This is a genomic window from Ignavigranum ruoffiae, from assembly GCF_023195815.2.
In the GTDB taxonomy this organism is placed as follows: domain Bacteria; phylum Bacillota; class Bacilli; order Lactobacillales; family Aerococcaceae; genus Ignavigranum; species Ignavigranum ruoffiae.
On sequence record NZ_CP096206.2, the window covers coordinates 22,311 to 39,210 of the forward strand.

Annotated in this window: 19 protein-coding genes and 1 other annotated feature; of the genes, 18 read left to right on the forward strand and 1 reads right to left on the reverse strand. The window is 39.9% G+C overall.

Annotated elements, in window-relative coordinates:
* The first annotated feature begins 343 nt into the window (after window positions 1–343).
* The 13 genes from cysS to rplL all read left to right on the forward strand — a co-directional run bounded on the left by cysS (window position 344) and on the right by rplL (window position 8,594).
* Entirely contained in the window at window positions 344–1,771 is a 1,428-nt protein-coding gene (cysS, locus tag M0R79_RS00100) for a cysteine--tRNA ligase (protein ID WP_248416944.1), read from the forward strand.
* Between the two features lie 24 nt (window positions 1,772–1,795).
* The gene (locus M0R79_RS00105; RefSeq protein WP_248416943.1) at window positions 1,796–2,185 is read left to right on the forward strand and encodes a Mini-ribonuclease 3; all 390 of its coding nucleotides are present in this window, start codon (window positions 1,796–1,798) and stop codon (window positions 2,183–2,185) included.
* A 2-nt stretch (window positions 2,186–2,187) separates the two neighbouring features.
* Window positions 2,188–2,967, forward strand: coding sequence for a 23S rRNA (guanosine(2251)-2'-O)-methyltransferase RlmB (gene rlmB, locus M0R79_RS00110; RefSeq protein WP_248416942.1), 780 nt, complete (start codon window positions 2,188–2,190; stop codon window positions 2,965–2,967).
* Window positions 2,968–2,971: 4 nt separating this feature from the next.
* Window positions 2,972–3,526: an NYN domain-containing protein gene (locus tag M0R79_RS00115; protein ID WP_248416941.1), complete on the forward strand. Its 555-nt coding sequence runs from the start codon at window positions 2,972–2,974 to the stop codon at window positions 3,524–3,526.
* Between the two features lie 17 nt (window positions 3,527–3,543).
* Entirely contained in the window at window positions 3,544–4,131 is a 588-nt protein-coding gene (locus M0R79_RS00120) for a sigma-70 family RNA polymerase sigma factor (protein ID WP_092571021.1), read from the forward strand.
* A gap of 83 nt (window positions 4,132–4,214) precedes the next feature.
* Entirely contained in the window at window positions 4,215–4,985 is a 771-nt protein-coding gene (locus M0R79_RS00125; RefSeq protein ID WP_248416940.1) for a formate/nitrite transporter family protein, read from the forward strand.
* Window positions 4,986–5,051: 66 nt separating this feature from the next.
* Entirely contained in the window at window positions 5,052–5,204 is a 153-nt protein-coding gene (gene rpmG / locus M0R79_RS00130; RefSeq protein WP_092571025.1) for a 50S ribosomal protein L33, read from the forward strand.
* A 25-nt stretch (window positions 5,205–5,229) separates the two neighbouring features.
* Window positions 5,230–5,406 (forward strand): preprotein translocase subunit SecE, encoded by a 177-nt coding sequence (gene secE, locus M0R79_RS00135; protein WP_092571028.1) that lies wholly within the window; start codon window positions 5,230–5,232, stop codon window positions 5,404–5,406.
* Window positions 5,407–5,478: 72 nt separating this feature from the next.
* Window positions 5,479–6,054, forward strand: coding sequence for a transcription termination/antitermination protein NusG (nusG, locus tag M0R79_RS00140; protein ID WP_259560637.1), 576 nt, complete (start codon window positions 5,479–5,481; stop codon window positions 6,052–6,054).
* Window positions 6,055–6,206: 152 nt separating this feature from the next.
* Window positions 6,207–6,632: a 50S ribosomal protein L11 gene (gene rplK / locus M0R79_RS00145; RefSeq protein ID WP_092571032.1), complete on the forward strand. Its 426-nt coding sequence runs from the start codon at window positions 6,207–6,209 to the stop codon at window positions 6,630–6,632.
* Between the two features lie 85 nt (window positions 6,633–6,717).
* Window positions 6,718–7,443 carry a 50S ribosomal protein L1 gene (rplA, locus tag M0R79_RS00150; protein ID WP_248416938.1) on the forward strand — a complete coding sequence of 242 codons (726 nt, stop codon included), beginning with the start codon at window positions 6,718–6,720 and terminating at the stop codon, window positions 7,441–7,443.
* 33 nt (window positions 7,444–7,476) lie between these two features.
* Window positions 7,477–7,603 (forward strand) — a sequence feature (ribosomal protein L10 leader region).
* A 43-nt stretch (window positions 7,604–7,646) separates the two neighbouring features.
* Window positions 7,647–8,186, forward strand: coding sequence for a 50S ribosomal protein L10 (gene rplJ / locus M0R79_RS00155; RefSeq protein WP_248416937.1), 540 nt, complete (start codon window positions 7,647–7,649; stop codon window positions 8,184–8,186).
* 30 nt (window positions 8,187–8,216) lie between these two features.
* Window positions 8,217–8,594, forward strand: coding sequence for a 50S ribosomal protein L7/L12 (rplL, locus tag M0R79_RS00160; RefSeq protein ID WP_092571038.1), 378 nt, complete (start codon window positions 8,217–8,219; stop codon window positions 8,592–8,594).
* Window positions 8,595–8,660: 66 nt separating this feature from the next.
* Here rplL and M0R79_RS00165 read toward each other — a convergent pair whose 3' ends face one another.
* Complete coding sequence (locus M0R79_RS00165; RefSeq protein ID WP_248416936.1) at window positions 8,661–9,503, reverse strand: Cof-type HAD-IIB family hydrolase; 843 nt, start codon at window positions 9,501–9,503, stop codon at window positions 8,661–8,663.
* Between the two features lie 95 nt (window positions 9,504–9,598).
* On the opposite strand from M0R79_RS00165, the gene M0R79_RS00170 reads away from it, so the two are divergent.
* The 5 genes from M0R79_RS00170 (at window position 9,599) to rpoB (ending at window position 16,862) form a co-directional block, all read left to right on the forward strand.
* A complete protein-coding gene (locus M0R79_RS00170; protein WP_248416935.1) occupies window positions 9,599–10,231 on the forward strand; it encodes a class I SAM-dependent methyltransferase in 633 nt (210 codons plus the stop codon).
* Between the two features lie 62 nt (window positions 10,232–10,293).
* The gene (locus tag M0R79_RS00175) at window positions 10,294–11,397 is read left to right on the forward strand and encodes a carbohydrate kinase (RefSeq protein WP_248416934.1); all 1,104 of its coding nucleotides are present in this window, start codon (window positions 10,294–10,296) and stop codon (window positions 11,395–11,397) included.
* Window positions 11,398–11,399: 2 nt separating this feature from the next.
* Window positions 11,400–12,314, forward strand: coding sequence for a pseudouridine-5'-phosphate glycosidase (locus M0R79_RS00180; RefSeq protein WP_248416932.1), 915 nt, complete (start codon window positions 11,400–11,402; stop codon window positions 12,312–12,314).
* A 111-nt stretch (window positions 12,315–12,425) separates the two neighbouring features.
* The gene (locus M0R79_RS00185; protein WP_259560642.1) at window positions 12,426–12,956 is read left to right on the forward strand and encodes a DNA-deoxyinosine glycosylase; all 531 of its coding nucleotides are present in this window, start codon (window positions 12,426–12,428) and stop codon (window positions 12,954–12,956) included.
* A gap of 282 nt (window positions 12,957–13,238) precedes the next feature.
* Window positions 13,239–16,862 carry a DNA-directed RNA polymerase subunit beta gene (rpoB, locus tag M0R79_RS00190; protein WP_248416928.1) on the forward strand — a complete coding sequence of 1,208 codons (3,624 nt, stop codon included), beginning with the start codon at window positions 13,239–13,241 and terminating at the stop codon, window positions 16,860–16,862.
* Window positions 16,863–16,900 lie beyond the last annotated feature (38 nt).

Sequence of the window (16,900 nt, forward strand, 5' to 3'; positions counted from 1 at the left end):
GTGACTTGGTGGATCTCTTTTTGTCGTTACTATGTGGTATGGATTCCTTGACTGTTTTTTCCCGAAATAGAAATTGTTCCAAAGTTGATCCAGGAAGATAAAAGCTCGCCAACATCACAGCATGCATGAAAAAATATTAGTAGGGTGCCTGTTTAAGTTGAACTAATTTTCTAACTTGAGGGAATCAGTAGATAATTTTATTAATGATCAGTCTTCCTATAGATGACAAAGTTTTTCCGATCATAGTCAGTTGCGATTCATCCCTGGGCCAAGTAGAAAACCGTTCAAGTTGCATGATGAAATGTGTTAGAATGTATTTATTATCGAACAGAGGGGGAAGAGCATGGGAATTGAAATTTATAATACAATGACTCGACAAAAAGAAGTATTTAAACCGATTGAAGAAGGAAAGGTACAATTCTATGTATGTGGGCCCACGGTTTATAACTATATTCATATTGGTAATGCTCGGAGTGCTGTGGCTTTTGATACCATTCGGCGCTATCTAGAATATCGCGGATATGAAGTTAACTATGTGTCCAACTTTACCGATGTGGATGACAAAATCATCAAAGCTGCTAAACAAGAAGGGTTGTCGCCGAAAGAGCTCGCTGATAAATATATCGCCGCCTACAAAGAAGATACTCAAAAAATCAATATTAAAACTGCCAATGTTCACCCCCGCGTAATGGAAAACATTCCAGAAATTATTGATTTTATTCAAGATTTGGTGGATCAAGGATTTGCTTATGAAGCTGATGGTGACGTCTACTTTAGAACCCAAAAATTTGATGATTACGGCAAACTATCGAATAAATCGGTGTCAGAACTATTAGTAGGTGCTAGTCAGCGGGTTGATACTGATGAGACTGAACGGAAGGAAGCGCCGATTGATTTTGCCTTATGGAAGGCTAATCGCCAGCCAGATGAAATTTCCTGGCCATCACCTTGGGGACCTGGCCGTCCAGGTTGGCATATTGAATGTTCAGTCATGTCAACCAAATACTTGGGCGAACAATTAGATATTCATGGTGGTGGACAAGATTTGGAATTCCCGCATCATGAAAATGAAATTGCTCAATCAGAGGCTCACAGTGGTCACACCTTTGCCAATTATTGGATGCATAATGGCTTTGTCACTGTAGGTGCTCAAGATGAAAAGATGAGTAAGTCATTAGGAAACTTTGTTTTGTTACGAGATATGTTAAACGAAGTAGATCCCCTAGTCGTTCGATATCTATTAGCTTCAGTTCATTACCGTCGTCCTCTACGTTATGATGATACAACGGTTCAAGAGGCCCAAGTTAATATTAATCGCTTAAAAGAATTGCATCGCCGCTTATCTTTACGATTAAAAGATGAGAATCTGGCTGATGCGCTCTCTACTGATCAAGAATGGCAAAACAAAATTCGTCAACATGAAGCAGATTTTGTTCAAGCTATGGATGATGATTTCAACGCAGCGAATGGTCTGACTGTTATTTTTGAGATGGTTAAAGAGATGAATCGCTATCTCAGTCTAACTCAATGCTCACGGACCAGCCTACAAATGATGCTTGATCGTCTGGAGACTTTGTTAAGTATTTTTGGTTTGATCTTTGAGAATGAAGAAGAAATTTTGGATGCAGAAATTATTGCCTTAATTGAGGAACGCAAACAAGCACGCCTAAATAAAGATTATCAAAGAGCAGATGAGATTCGTAAACATTTGAAAGAACAGGGTGTGGAACTAGATGATACTCCCCAAGGAACGGTTTGGAAACGTCAATAACTATAGGAATTAAAGGAGCAATCAATGGATGTAAATCAATTAAATGGGGTGGCTTTAGCTTATTTGGGCGATAGTGCCTATGAATTAAAAATTCGTCAATATGTTCTAGAACAAGGTATTCGCCAAGCTAATCAGTTACATCGAGCCAGTGTTCAATACGTCGAAGCCAAGGCGCAAGCTAAAGTCATCCAATATTGGCTCCATGTTAGTGACTGCTTAAGCGACGAAGAAATTAATATCTATAAACGGGGGCGTAACCATAAGGCGAATACTAAAGCAAAAAATGCTTCGATAGGTGAATATCGTCAGGCTACAGGATTCGAGGCCTTGATGGGCTGGTTGTACTTAAGTCAACAGTACGATCGATTCAATCAGTTGGTTGAAGATGCCATCCAAATCATTGAAGGAGAATAAAAATGGCTGTGGATAAGAGAGAAAATTTCAATGGAAAACAAGAAGATAACGAAATTTTATATGGTCGACACACCGTTTTAACCATTTTGCAGTCAAATAAAGAGGTAAATAAATTATTTTTACAAAAAGGGATAGCGGGTAAACAAATAACCGATATACTGAAGTTGGTAAAGCAACGAGGTATTGTTTACCAAGAGGTCCCCAAGAACAAATTAGATGAACTGAGTCAAGGAGAAAATCACCAAGGCGTGATCATCACTGTAGCTCCATATCACTATCAGAGTATAGAAGATAGCTTTGCTTTAGCTAGTCAAAGACAAGAAGATCCTTTCTTGTTAATATTGGATGAAATCGTTGATCCTCATAATTTAGGTTCGATTCTCAGAACGGCTGACGCAACTGGCGTGCATGGGATCATTATTCCTAAACGTCGATCCGTTGGCTTGACAGGGGTCGTCGCCAAAATTTCAACGGGAGCGATTGAACATATCCCTGTGATACGGGTAACCAATCTAGCGCAAACGATCGATCAGCTTAAATCTAGAGGCCTATGGATATTTGCAACGGATATGGAAGGTGAAGATATGCGCCAATGGAATTCCCAAGGACCGATTGCCTTGGTTATTGGGAATGAAGGCAAAGGAGTTTCCCCTCTACTCAAACAAAAATGTGATGGGATCGTGACCATCCCGATGCAAGGGCATGTTCAAAGTCTCAATGCGTCAGTCGCAGCTTCTGTCTTAATGTATGAGGTTGCTCGAGATCGCATTCCGATCAGGTGATTTGATGCGAAAGAAAATTCTATTTGTTGATGGGTATAATATGATAGGATCCTGGCCCCACTTGAATCAATTGAAACATAAGGATTTAATTCAGCAGGCCCGGGATCTTCTCCTATTCGAACTCTCAAATTACCGGAAATTTCGAGGTATCGACCAATTAGTGGTAGTCTTTGATGCCCAATTCGTTCCGGGACTGAGCCAAAGTTTCGAAGAATATGAGCTGACCGTTGTCTTTACCAAAGAAGGAGAAACAGCCGATACTTATATTGAAAGAGAAGTTCAAGCTTTTATTCATCCTTTAAATGCTGTCCGTGTAGCGACTAGTGATGCAGCAGAACAATGGTTAATCTTTCAACAAGGGGCTCTGAGAATGTCAGCTCATGAGCTCTTACTGGATAAAGAATTAACTGAAAAACAAATTCAAACTGAAGTAAAACATCACTATCAGCAAATTGTGCGGCGCAGAAGTCCATGGGAAATGGAAGATTTAGAGTATTTAGATTTACTTCGTCATAATATTGAACACTTATCAGATAAGGATGGCCATTCTCCTAAATAAGTAAAGGAGAAAGAAATATGAAGAAGATTGCTCTATTATCGAATGAACAACTTGTCGAAGCTTATCAACAAAGCTCTAACCAAGATTATTTAGTTGAATTATTTGATCGTTTTAAACCTTTAATACGCAGTCTCTCCCGTCAATACTTTATTATTGATTATGATAATGATGATTTCGAACAAGAAGTTCGGGTCGCATTATTGAAAGCTGTCCGCACATTCAATTTGGAGCGTAGATCTTTTTTTGCACCTTATGCCCGCTGCGTATGTCGCAATCACATCATTAATATTGCGCGTTACCGGTTGGCTTCCTGTCGAGGCGGAGGCAAGAAGGATTTATCACTTAATGTGGAAGTTGATGGAGATAGTGTGGATACCTTGAGTCTATTACCAGATACTAATAATTTGCCCATTTATGAAATTTGTTCAACCCAATCTAAATTTATAAGAGTTTTGAATAGCTTGTCTAAATTAGAGAAACAGGTATTGCATAAATATCTTTCGGAAGGAAATTATAAGAAAATTGCCGAAGAATTAGGGATGAGTTTGAAAAAAGTTCACGATACGATTTATCGGTGTCGGAAGAAATTCAAACAATTAGCCTAAATTTCAAAAAAACCTCTAAACTTTAGAGGTTTTTTTTAATGGATATGATAATATATAGCTTAGGCAAAGGAGTGGGAGACTGAATGGTAAAAAACGAGTTTATTGAAAAGGTTCAAGTGGCTGTAGAAGGAAAGGAAAAATTACTTAATCAACATTTTCCTTTATATGCATTAAGAGCCATCTATGCAGGAATGTTCCTCACCATCGCAACGGTGTGTGCTGCGATGGCAGCGAATGTATTTCAGGATCCTCTTCCTTATTTAGCTAAATTTGTATATGCAATTATTTTCCCTTTTGGTTTAATGATGATTTTGGTACTCAAGACAGAACTAGCGACCTCTAACATGATGTATACGATGGTCGGTCAGCATCAGGGTTTGTTGAAGATAAGCTCAGGCATTAAGATTGTCCTAATTTGTACTTTCTTTAACTGGTGTGGGGCTATTTTAATGGCATTGTTAATGAGCTGGGCGACAAATGCGCAACAAATTACAGAAACATCATTCTTAGTGAATGTGGCGCAGGCCAAATTAGCGAAGAGTCTGTTAAGTATTTTTATCGAAGCTATTTTAGCTAATATTTTTGTCAATATTGCTATCATTGGCCAAATGAATATTAAAAATGAATTCGCCAAACTATTTTTTGTTGAAGTCGTTATTTTTATGTTTGCTTATTTTGGTTATGAACACGTAATCGCGAATTTTAGTGTGTTTTCAATGGTAGGTTTTACAGGTCATAGTTTACCTTGGGGGCAAGTTTTGATGCAATGGCTTGTGGCCTTCTTAGGTAATGTTGTCGGCGGCGGTGTAATTATGGGCTTGGGTTATAGTCTGTTAAATCGAAACACTTTATAGAGATACTTGACAAAAGTGGCATCAGTTCATTAGTATATTGATGACTTATAAAAAGGAGGGGTTGTTATGGCCCAAAAGAAAGGCGCTTTAGCATGTACGGTCTGTGGCCAACGCAATTATTCAATGACTCCGACACAAATGGGCAAGGCCACTCGCTTAGAAGTTATGAAATTCTGTAAATACTGTAATAAACACACGCTTCATAAAGAGACTAAATAGTAAATGTTATAGAAAGGAAAGACTCATGTCATATTTTAAAAATGTTCTGCAAGAAATGAAAAAAGTGACTTGGCCAAATCTCCAAGAAGTGAATCGTTATACTTGGACAGTTATTTTCATGGTGATTGCTTTTTCTATTTTCTTTGCTGTCGTTGATTTCGGCCTATCTAATCTACTAAATTGGTTATTTACCTTAGCTTAAGCTACTGATATTTTAACCGAAAACATGGTATAATATACTAAAAGAAAGCCTACATGATGTAGGTTTTTTATTATGAAGAGAAAGTCAAAGGAGGAAAGTTGCGTGAACGGAGAAAAAGCTTGGTATGTGCTCCATACTTACTCAGGATATGAGAACAAAGTCAAAGAGAATATAGAATTGCGTAAAGATTCGATGGATATGAATGAAAATATCTTCCGGGTTATGGTTCCAGAAGAAGAAGTAACCGAAATGAAAGATGGCGTTAAGAAGACCAAATCTAAGAAGAAATTTCCTGGTTATGTGTTAGTAGAAATGGTCATGTCTGATGAAGCGTGGTTTGTGGTCAGAAATACACCAGGGGTAACGGGGTTTGTTGGTTCACATGGTGCAGGATCTAAACCTTCTCCCTTATTAGAAGAAGAAGTGGCTGTTTTATTAGGTGATAAAGCTGCTCCAAAACCAGTGGTTGATTTAGAAGTTGAGATTGGTGATCGGGTTGAAATTATCGATGGTGCCTTCTCAGGGTTAGCCGGTGTCATTGAAGAAATTGATCAAGATCAGCAACGATTAAAAGTTGTGATTGAAATGTTTGGTCGCGAAACCGTGACCGAGCTAGAATTCTATCAGGTCAAAGCCGAAGAAATCTAAATTGAGCAAGTAGTCCTGAAAAATATTATAAATTTGCTTGATTTTGCTAAAGATTGTGTTATAATGCTTCGGTGCGCATGTACGCACACTGAGTGGGAGGTTACTAACCGTATACCACATCACGAACTTAAAAAAACAAGGAGGAATGTTTCGTGGCTAAAAAAGTTGTCAAACAAGTCAAATTGCAAATTCCAGCCGGACAAGCAAGTCCAGCTCCACCAGTAGGTCCTGCATTAGGGCAAGCCGGTGTGAATATTATGGCTTTCACCAAGGAATTTAATGCTCAAACTCAAGATCAAAATGGAATGATTATTCCAGTAGTGATTGATGTTTATGAAGACCGTTCATTTACCTTCATCACTAAAACTCCACCAGCCCCAGTTCTATTGAAGAAAGCTGCTGGTTTATCTAAAGCTTCTGGCGAACCTAACAAAAATAAAGTTGGAAAAGTGACCAAAGCTCAAGTTCAAGAAATTGCTGAAATCAAAATGAAAGACTTAAATGCAGCAGACGTAGAAGCTGCAATGCGCATGATCGAAGGTACTGCTCGTTCTATGGGTATTACTGTAGAAGGCTAAATGCGGGTGCAGTTTCCACAAACCCGTATTCTATCGGGTGTGGGAGGAAAAACCGTTATCACCACAAAAATAGGAGGAAATAAAAATGGCTAAAAAAAGCAAACAATATCAAGCGGCCTTAGAAAAAGTAGACCGCAACAAACTTTATACTCCAACAGAAGCAATTACTTTAGCTAAAGAAATCGACTTTGCTAAATTTGATGCCACTGTCGAAGTATCTTATAACTTAAATATCGATGTTAAAAAAGCAGACCAACAAATTCGTGGTGCCATGGTCTTACCAAATGGTACTGGTAAAACTCAAACGGTTGTCGTAGTTGCTCAAGGAGCAAAAGCTGAAGAAGCTCGCGCTGCTGGTGCTGACTTCGTTGGTGATGCTGATATTATTGAGAAAATCAACGGCGGCTGGTTAGATTTTGATGTTATGGTAGCTACCCCTGATATGATGGGTCAAGTAGGCCGCTTAGGTCGTGTCCTTGGTCCAAAAGGCTTGATGCCGAACCCTAAAACAGGTACCGTAACAATGGATGTTACTAAAGCAGTAGAAGAAATCAAAGCTGGTAAAGTAAATTACCGTGCTGACAAAGCTGGTATCGTGAACGTGCCAATTGGTAAAGTATCCTTCTCTACTGAAAAATTAGTTGAAAACTTCAAGGCTTTACACGAAGAATTAATTCGAGTAAAACCAAGCGGAGCTAAAGGTAGATTTATCACCAATCTTACTTTGACCACAACCTTTGGACCTGGTATTAAGATTGATGCACAAACAATCACCGCAGCCGTAACTAAGAAAGATGAAGAAGAAGAATAATTCTTCTTGCAAATCAAATAATAATGCGTTACAATGTGTAGCGTCAAACGACCGAAGACAGTAAGTGGCTTTAGCCTTAATTTCTTACCGAGGAAGTTCCCGAATTATTTTGGAAGCTATCTCTATGTCTAAGGTGACATAGAGATTTTTTAATGTAAATTAATGAATCTCTATCTTATCTAATATTGACGGAGGTGAATTATTTGGTTAAACGTGTTGTAAGTAAAGAAGCAAAACAAGCAGAAATCGATCAACTTGTTGAAGATTTCAAATCTTCTTCAGCAATCTTGGTTGTAGACTTTTTAGGTTTATCTGTTGCCGAAGTTACTGCATTACGTAAGGAATTACGTGATAACGACGTGAAGATGAAAGTTGTTAAGAATACTTTATTACGTCGAGCTGCGGCTCAAGCAGAAATTGAAGGTCTTGATGAATATTTCAGCGGACCTACAGCGATTGTCTTTAGTGAAGACATTGTGGCTCCTGCTAAAATCTTGACCGAACAAGTCAAGAATCTTGATGCCTTGGAAATCAAGGGCGGTATGATCGAAGGTAAAGTGGCCTCATTGGCTGATATCGAAACTGTCGCTAAATTACCTAGTCGTGAAGGATTACTATCAATGTTACTATCAGTGCTACAAGCGCCAATGCGCAATACAGCATCTGTTCTATCTCAAGCATCTCCTGCACGCAAGATGGCTTATGCGCTTAAAGCTGTTGCAGATTCAAAAGACGCTGCCTAATAAAATAAAATTATAAAGGAGAAATATATTATGGCATTAAATATTGAACAAATTATTGAAGATATTAAATCATCAACTGTTGTAGAATTAAACGAATTAGTTAAAGCAATCGAAGAAGAATTCGGTGTGTCTGCTGCTGCTCCTGTAGCTGTAGCTGCTGCTCCTGGTGCTGGTGAAGCTTCAGCTGCTGCTGAACAAACTGAATTCAATGTTGAATTGAAATCAGCTGGCGCTGCTAAAATCAAAGTTATCAAAGCAGTTCGTGAAGCAACTGGTTTAGGCTTGAAAGAAGCTAAAGAATTAGTTGACGGCGCTCCTTCAGTGATTAAAGAAGCTGTTTCTAAAGAAGAAGCTGAAGAACTTAAAGCTAAGATCGAAGAAGCTGGCGGAGAAGTTGAAGTTAAATAATTATATTAACTTACAAATAAAAGAGAAGCATTCCTTGCGGAAGCTTCTCTTTTTTTGCGTTAAGAATTAATAATTTTTTAGAATAGCTTCGATGATTTGGCTCACACCGTGGAGATTATGGTCGGGGGCACGTAAGGTTGAGAATGATTTAACCTCTTCGCTCGCGTTTTCCATGACAAATCCATATTTTGCCATTTGTAACATGGATCGATCATTTAAGGAATCGCCAATCGTAGCCACTTCATCCATCGTCCAACCTTTAGCTGCGGCATAAGAGGCAATGGCTAAGCCTTTCTGAGCTTTTTGATGGGTTACTTCTAAATTGTCAATATTTGATGAAGTTATATCTAAACTATCTTCACTCGCGAAGACATCTTGAAAGGCCTGCAGTTTTTCCGGATTTTCGGAAAGAATCATCATCTTCAGGACGGGACTAGCTTGATTGAATTGGTAATCATTAATATCACGAACATAATTAATATCATTAATGAATTGCATGCGACTACTTTGGTCTGAATCGATTCCCAAGTCGAGATTGGCGAAGATCTTCTTTAAGAAACTATCAGTATCCATCACATAGAGATATTGTGAGTCCATAACGGAATAACCAATTCCATGCTGTTGACAAAAGAGGATCATTTGTTTAACAATTGGGAAACTCATTGGGATCGAATGCTCTAAATGCCCGTCTCTGGTATAAATGGCAGCACCGTTTAAATTAATCATTTCGCAATCAATCTGATGCATATCTAAAAAAGGTTTAGCTGAATGGAAGGTTCGGCCAGTAGCAATCATAAATTCGATACCACGAGCTTGTAATTTCTTGATACTATTGGCATTTTCTTGACTAATAATGTGTTGGTCATTTAACAGGGTACCATCCATATCTGAGACAAATAATTTAATCATATTTTTCCTCCATGCTTACTATGCTAATAGTTTACCATGAACCTCGGTAAAATGTTAGAATATCAATTAAGATTACAATTCAAAGGAGTATAGCATTGACGGAACAATATTTTGAACACCAGCCTCATAGCGCCGACCATCCTCAGACTTTTGAATTTAGCTTTAAGCACAAGACTTATACCTTCCAAACGAATGCTGGAGTATTCTCCAAGAGTCAAATCGATTACGGTTCCCAGGTCTTATTAGAAAGCTTTCTTTCAAATTATCAAGTTGAAAATCAAGAAAAAATCCTGGAATTAGGTAGTGGTTATGGGCCTATCTCTATTATTCTAAACCAGGAACTTCCCCAGACGAAGATTACGGCGGTGGAGATTAACCGACGAGCTTATGAATTGGCAAAGCAGAATGCTGCAGTGAATCAGGCTTCATCAATTCAATGGCTTTTAACGGATGCCATTAATTTACAATTAATTGATCGATATCAGTGGGTCTTGACGAATCCACCCATTCGAGCTGGGAAACATGTAATCCAACGATTTGTAGCCGTGGCTTATGAGCATTTATTAGAAAATGGCCGTCTGGTTCTCGTGATTCAGAAAAAACAAGGGGCCCCTTCGATGAAGAAATATATGGAGGAAGTTTTCGGCAATGTCGAACGACTAAAGCAGGATAAAGGCTATTGGATTCTATCCAGTCAAAAGCTTGCATCGACAGATGAAAACCGCTAAAATGATTCTAGACATAAGTCTTATAATAGACAATAGTTTAAAATTGAGGCGGAGGAATCCAAATGTTAAGTCATAACGAGGAACGCATCTTGTTATTATTGAAAGAAAACCCCTTTCTATCGCAACAAGAAATCGCTGACCTGATTCATTTAAGCCGATCGACCGTAGCAACACTTATTTCCAATTTAATTGAAAAGAAATACCTATTAGGTCGGGCCTATGTCCTTAATCAAAGCAGTGAAATTGTATGTATTGGGGCGATGAACCTCGACCGTAAGTATTTTCTCAAAGATCATTTACAAGCTGGCACGAGTAATCCGGTGATTTCTAGCCAAAGTATGGGCGGCGTGGCCCGAAATGTTTCGGAGAACCTAGGGCGTTTAGGTTTAGATGTGTCGCTCGTTTCTTTAGCGGGTAATGATAAGGAATTTGATTGGATTCGTCAACAGAGTCAACCTTATATTAACTTCCAATATGTCCAAAACCTAAGTAATTACCCGACCGGGAGTTATACAGCGGTGATTGATTCAAATGGAGAGATGACTCTAGCCCTTGCTGATATGGAAATCTACGATCAGATGACCCTATCTTGGATTCAGCAATACCAAACCGCTTTTTCTTCGGCTAAAGCACTGGTGGTTGACCTGAACCCTCCTTTAGCGGTTGTCGAATATGTGATAAATTTTGCCCGACAGACAAAAGTTCCCTTGTATCTGATTCCAGTGAGTGGTCCAAAGATGGCTCGACTGCCTAAGGATTTAACCGGAGTGACGGGGATGATTGTGAATCTAGATGAATCACAGACTTATTTCTCGTTAAAGGATAACGACCGAGATCTCGCCAAAATTGCTCCCTTGTGGATGGGTACGGGTCTGGAACAAATCGTTCTAACGCACGGAAGTCAACCAAGCTATTACTTGGATCGAACGGGTCAGACGTTCTCAATCAAACCTCCTCAAGTTGATCAGGTGGTTGAGGTGACCGGCGCTGGCGATGCTTTCTCAGCGGGAATGATTTATGCTTGGATTAAGGGCTATCCAGCTGATCGAGCATTAGAATTAGCCATGGCCAATGCCAATCTGTGTATCCAATCCCGACAGACAGTCCGCAAAGATTTGAATGAAACCTTATTAGAAAATTATCGTCAAACAATATTTAGGAGGTAATTATGAACCCATTAATTCGTTTAAGCCAAGAAGTTAAAGAAGCTTTAGATCATCACCAACCAGTAGTAGCACTAGAATCTACCATTATATCTCATGGGATGCCTTATCCACAGAATGTAGAGATGGCGCGTAAGACTGAACAAATTATTCGTGAACATGGAGCAGTACCCGCCACCATTGCCTTAATGGATGGTAAGATCCAAGTCGGTCTTGATGATCAACAGTTAGAATTACTAGCGACTGCTCCGAATGTTGCCAAAGTATCTCGTCGTGATTTTGCAGAAATTTTGGCTAGTCAACAAATTGGAGCTACGACAGTGGCTTCAACCATGATTGCGGCTAAATTAGCTGGGATTAAGGTCTTCGTCACGGGAGGTATTGGGGGAGTTCATCGTGAAGGACAGGATAGTATGGATATTTCTGCTGACCTAGAAGAGCTAAGCCAAACTAATCTTACGGTCGTATGTGCGGGTGCGAAAGCAATTCTTGATTTAGGCCGCACGATGGAATATCTTGAAACCAAAGGAGTGCCGGTGGTCGGTTATCAAACCGATTATTTACCTGCCTTTTATTCTAGAGCCTCTGATGTGGCTTTGAATTTACGTAAAGATCATCCCGAAGAGATTGCAGCTTTGATGCACTATCAAGATGTCGCTGAATTAAAATCAGCCATTCTAGTCACCAATCCAATTCCAGCAGAACATGAAATTCCTCATGAAGATATTGATCAAATTATTCAACAAGCCCTCGCCGAAGAAAAAGAAGCAGGAGTTCATGGTAAGGATTCAACACCTTTCTTACTTGCTAAGATTGTCGAATTAACCGAAGGCCGATCGCTAGCGAGCAATATTGAATTGGTCTATAATAATGCTCGTCTCGGGGCAGAGATTGCGGTGGCCTACCAAGCCTATCAATAAAATAAAATTTATGTATCAGGTTATTTCTGATCAGCTTCGATATTCATAAATCAATCATTCAGCCCAACTTTTTGTTGGAGGTTGCTCGAAGAAATTTCTTAATTAAAAGATATGATGAAGGGAGTCGATTCAATGCCAGCCAAGCAAGAACATCAAACGATTACCCACCCCTTGTCTCCTTTATATCAATCAGATTCTAAAATTTTAATTCTTGGATCTTTTCCTTCAGTTCAGACCCGGGCTTACGGCTTCTTTTATGGGCATCCGCAGAATCGCTTTTGGCCATTAATGTCCGCCTTGTTCGGAGAAACTTTATCAAACGAGATTGGAGAACGTCGCGACTTTCTACTACGACACCAGATTGCCGTTTATGATTCAATCTATCAGTGTGATATTATTGGTTCGAGTGATGCCTCGATACAAAATGTGATCCCGACAGATTTAAGTCAGGTCTTCCAACAAAGCCAAATTGAACAAGTCTTCTGTAATGGAGCTACTTCCTACAAATATTATCAGAAGTATCATGCCAAACAAAGTCAGATAGCTGGTATAAAACTTCCATCCACGAGTCCAGCTAATGCTCGGTTCCGTCTGGCTGATTTGTTAGAAGCTTGGTCGGTGATATTGCCCTATTTAGCTTAGCAGAATAGGTCTAAAGAATGTTAGCTGAATAACATCAAAGAAGGAATTGACTTTCCTTCTTTTTTTTGCTATGATGGATGAACGTGAGAAGCAGATTATAAAAGAAAACCATCTGAAATATTGTCCAGATAGGCTTTCTAGGGAATTAAACAAAAGAATTGTGTAGTCGTACTCAAATCTTTTGTTATTTTTTTGCCTAAAAGTCTGGTAAATCCACGATTTGTTATCAAAATGTAAGGTTTGTAACTTAATTGTAACATTGTGTTTGATTATATATAAGGGGTGAAGAGCTTGAGTCATCATATTGTTAAATATGGTAAGAAAGCAGAACGTCGTAGCTATTCGCGCATTGCCGAAGTCTTAGAACTACCGAATTTGATTGAGATTCAAACTAAATCCTATGAATGGTTCCTAGATAAAGGGATTCGGATTATGTTTGAGGATATTTCTCCGATTGTCGACCACAGCGATAATTTGGAACTCCATTTCGTCGATTACGAATTGAGAGAACCCAAATATGATGTGGAAGAAGCTCGTAGTCATGATGCCAATTATTCACAACCAATTTATGTGAAATTACGTCTGGTGAATAAAGAAACTGGCGAAGTCAAAGAACAAGTCGTCTTTTTTGGTGATTTCCCAATGATGACCGAGATGGGAACGTTCATTATTAACGGGGCAGAACGGGTTATAGTATCTCAATTAGTACGATCCCCGTCCGTTTATTTCCATGACAAGATTGATAAGAAGAATCGTCATACCTACACTTCTACCGTGATTCCAAATCGTGGTGCTTGGTTAGAATTCGAAACAGATGCCAAAGGGGTTGCCTATGTAAGAATTGACCGGACGCGTAAGTTGCCATTGACTGAATTGGTGCGCGCCCTTGGTTTTGGTTCAGATGATGAGATTGTGGCCTTGTTTGGGGAAAGCCAATTATTAGACACCACCTTAGAAAAAGATATCCATAAGAACGTGGCTGATTCACGGGTTGAAGAAGCTTTGAAAGATGTTTATGAACGTCTTCGTCCGGGCGAACCTAAGACTGCTGAAAGTTCACGAAATCTTTTGATTGCTCGATTCTTTGATCCACGTCGGTATGATTTAGCACCGGTGGGTCGCTATAAGATTAACAAGAAACTTCATTTGAAATATCGCTTGTTAGGCTTGACCTTGGCAGAAACCTTGGCAGATCCAGAAACTGGAGAAGTGATCTTCCCAGAGGGCACTGTGCTTGATCAAGACAAAATTGATACCTTAATTCCTTATTTGGAAAATAATATCAATCTAGTCACTTGGGAACCTGCTGAAGATGCCGTCTTAACCGATCCAATTCCTTTGCAAATGATTAAAGTATATGCTCCGAGCGATCCTGAACGTATCATTAATATAGTGGGTAATGCAAATATTCCTGATTCAGTAAAATGTTTAACACCCGCCGATATTATTGCTTCAATTAACTATTATTTATTCCTCGATGAAGGTATTGGGAAGACGGATGATATTGACCACCTTGGCAATCGTCGGATTCGTTCTGTTGGAGAATTATTACAAAACCAATTTCGAATTGGTTTAAGCCGAATGGAACGTGTGGTCCGTGAACGGATGTCTTTACAAGATATTGCCACAATGACCCCGCAACAGCTGGTGAATATTCGTCCAGTGGTTGCTGCAATTCGGGAATTCTTCGGTTCATCTCAATTATCTCAATTCATGGACCAATCCAACCCATTGGGTGAGTTAACCCATAAACGTCGGTTGTCAGCCTTAGGACCTGGTGGTTTGACTCGTGATCGGGCGGGTTATGAAGTGCGTGACGTTCACTATTCTCACTACGGCCGGATGTGTCCGATTGAAACCCCTGAAGGACCGAATATCGGGTTGATTAACTCGCTCGCTTCCTACGCCAAGATTAATGACTATGGTTTTATTGAAACGCCTTATCGAAAAGTTGACCGACAAACTCACCGTGCTACTGATGAAATTCACTATTTATCAGCAGACGAGGAAGACTTATATGTCGTGGCTCAAGCTAACTCATTAATTGATGAAGAGGGTAATTTCATTAATGATACTGTAATGGCTCGTTATAAAGATGAGAACTTGGAAGTTTCGGTTGAGCAACTCGATTTTATGGACGTGTCACCGAAGCAAGTTGTTTCGGTGGCTACGGCTTCCATTCCATTCTTGGAAAACGATGACTCCAACCGGGCCCTGATGGGGGCTAACATGCAACGGCAAGCTGTGCCATTGGTTAAACCGCAGGCACCTTTTGTCGGAACCGGGATTGAATATCAAGCAGCCCATGACTCAGGTGCAGCTCTAATTGCCAAAGCAGGCGGTACCGTGGCGTATGTCGATGCTAATATGATTGTGATCGAACAAGAAGACGGTTCGATTAAAGAATATCATGTAACTAAATTTGCCCGCTCGAATGCTGGAACCTGTTACAATCAACGACCTTTGGTTAAGCAAGGAGAAGTGGTTGATGCTGGCGATGTCTTAGCTGACGGACCATCGATGGAAAAAGGTGAAATGGCACTAGGACAAAATCCATTGGTAGCCTTTATGACATGGGACGGTTATAACTTCGAGGATGCGATTATCATGTCTGAACGTCTGGTCAAAGATGACGTTTATACTTCGATTCATATTGAAGAGTATGAATCTGAAGCTCGCGATACTAAATTAGGTCCAGAGGAAATTACACGTGAAATCCCTAACGTCGGTGAGGATGCTCTGAAATTCTTAGACCGTGATGGAATTATTTCAATTGGTGCCGAAGTTCGCGATGGAGACATTTTGGTCGGCAAGGTAACCCCTAAGGGAGTGACTGAACTTTCTGCTGAAGAACGATTGCTACATGCCATCTTCGGTGAGAAAGCTCGTGAAGTTCGTGATACCTCATTACGTGTGCCTCATGGTGGTGGAGGTATTGTCCACGACGTGAAGATCTTTACTCGCGAGAATGGTGATGAACTCTCTCCTGGCGTAAACATGTTGGTCCGGGTATATATTGTTCAAAAGAGAAAGATTCAAGTCGGTGACAAGATGGCTGGACGCCACGGTAATAAGGGGGTTGTATCCCTAGTGGTTCCAGAAGAAGATATGCCATTCTTGCCTGATGGTACACCGGTTGATATTATGTTGAACCCACTTGGGGTACCTTCACGGATGAATATCGGTCAAGTCTTCGAACTCCATTTAGGTATGGCAGCTCGTTCATTGGGCATTAATATCGCTACACCAGTCTTTGATGGTGCTAATGAAAACGATGTTTGGGAAGCTGTCAAAGAAGCTGGTTTAGCAGAAGATGCTAAGACCGTCTTATATGATGGCCGCACTGGTGAACCTTTTGACCGTAAAGTATCTGTGGGTGTCATGTATATGATGAAACTTGGCCACATGGTAGATGATAAAATCCATGCCCGTTCTACAGGTCCTTACTCTCTAGTTACTCAACAACCACTGGGAGGTAAAGCCCAATTTGGTGGACAACGTTTCGGTGAAATGGAAGTTTGGGCGCTTGAAGCCTATGGAGCAGCCTTTACCCTCCAAGAAATCCTAACCTATAAATCAGACGATGTGGTTGGACGGGTTAAGACTTATGAATCTATTGTTAAGGGCGAAGGAATTCCAAAACCAGGCGTTCCAGAATCTTTCCGTGTTCTTGTTAAAGAACTGCAAGCCTTAGGTCTCGATCTGAAAGTCTTGGACGAACGTGATCAAGAAATTGACTTACAAGATGATGAAGATGAAGATGATGTTGTGAACTTTAACGCTTTGGATAAGTTCAAAGAAGAACAAAAAGAAGCTGAACGTTTGCGCCAAGAGAAAGAAGCTGAACGTCAAGAAAGCAACGATGAAGAACAGGCTGCTGTTGAATTAGTTGATTTAGAAGATTAAAGTCGACACTCAAAGGTTTAAAATAAGGAGGTTAGCCT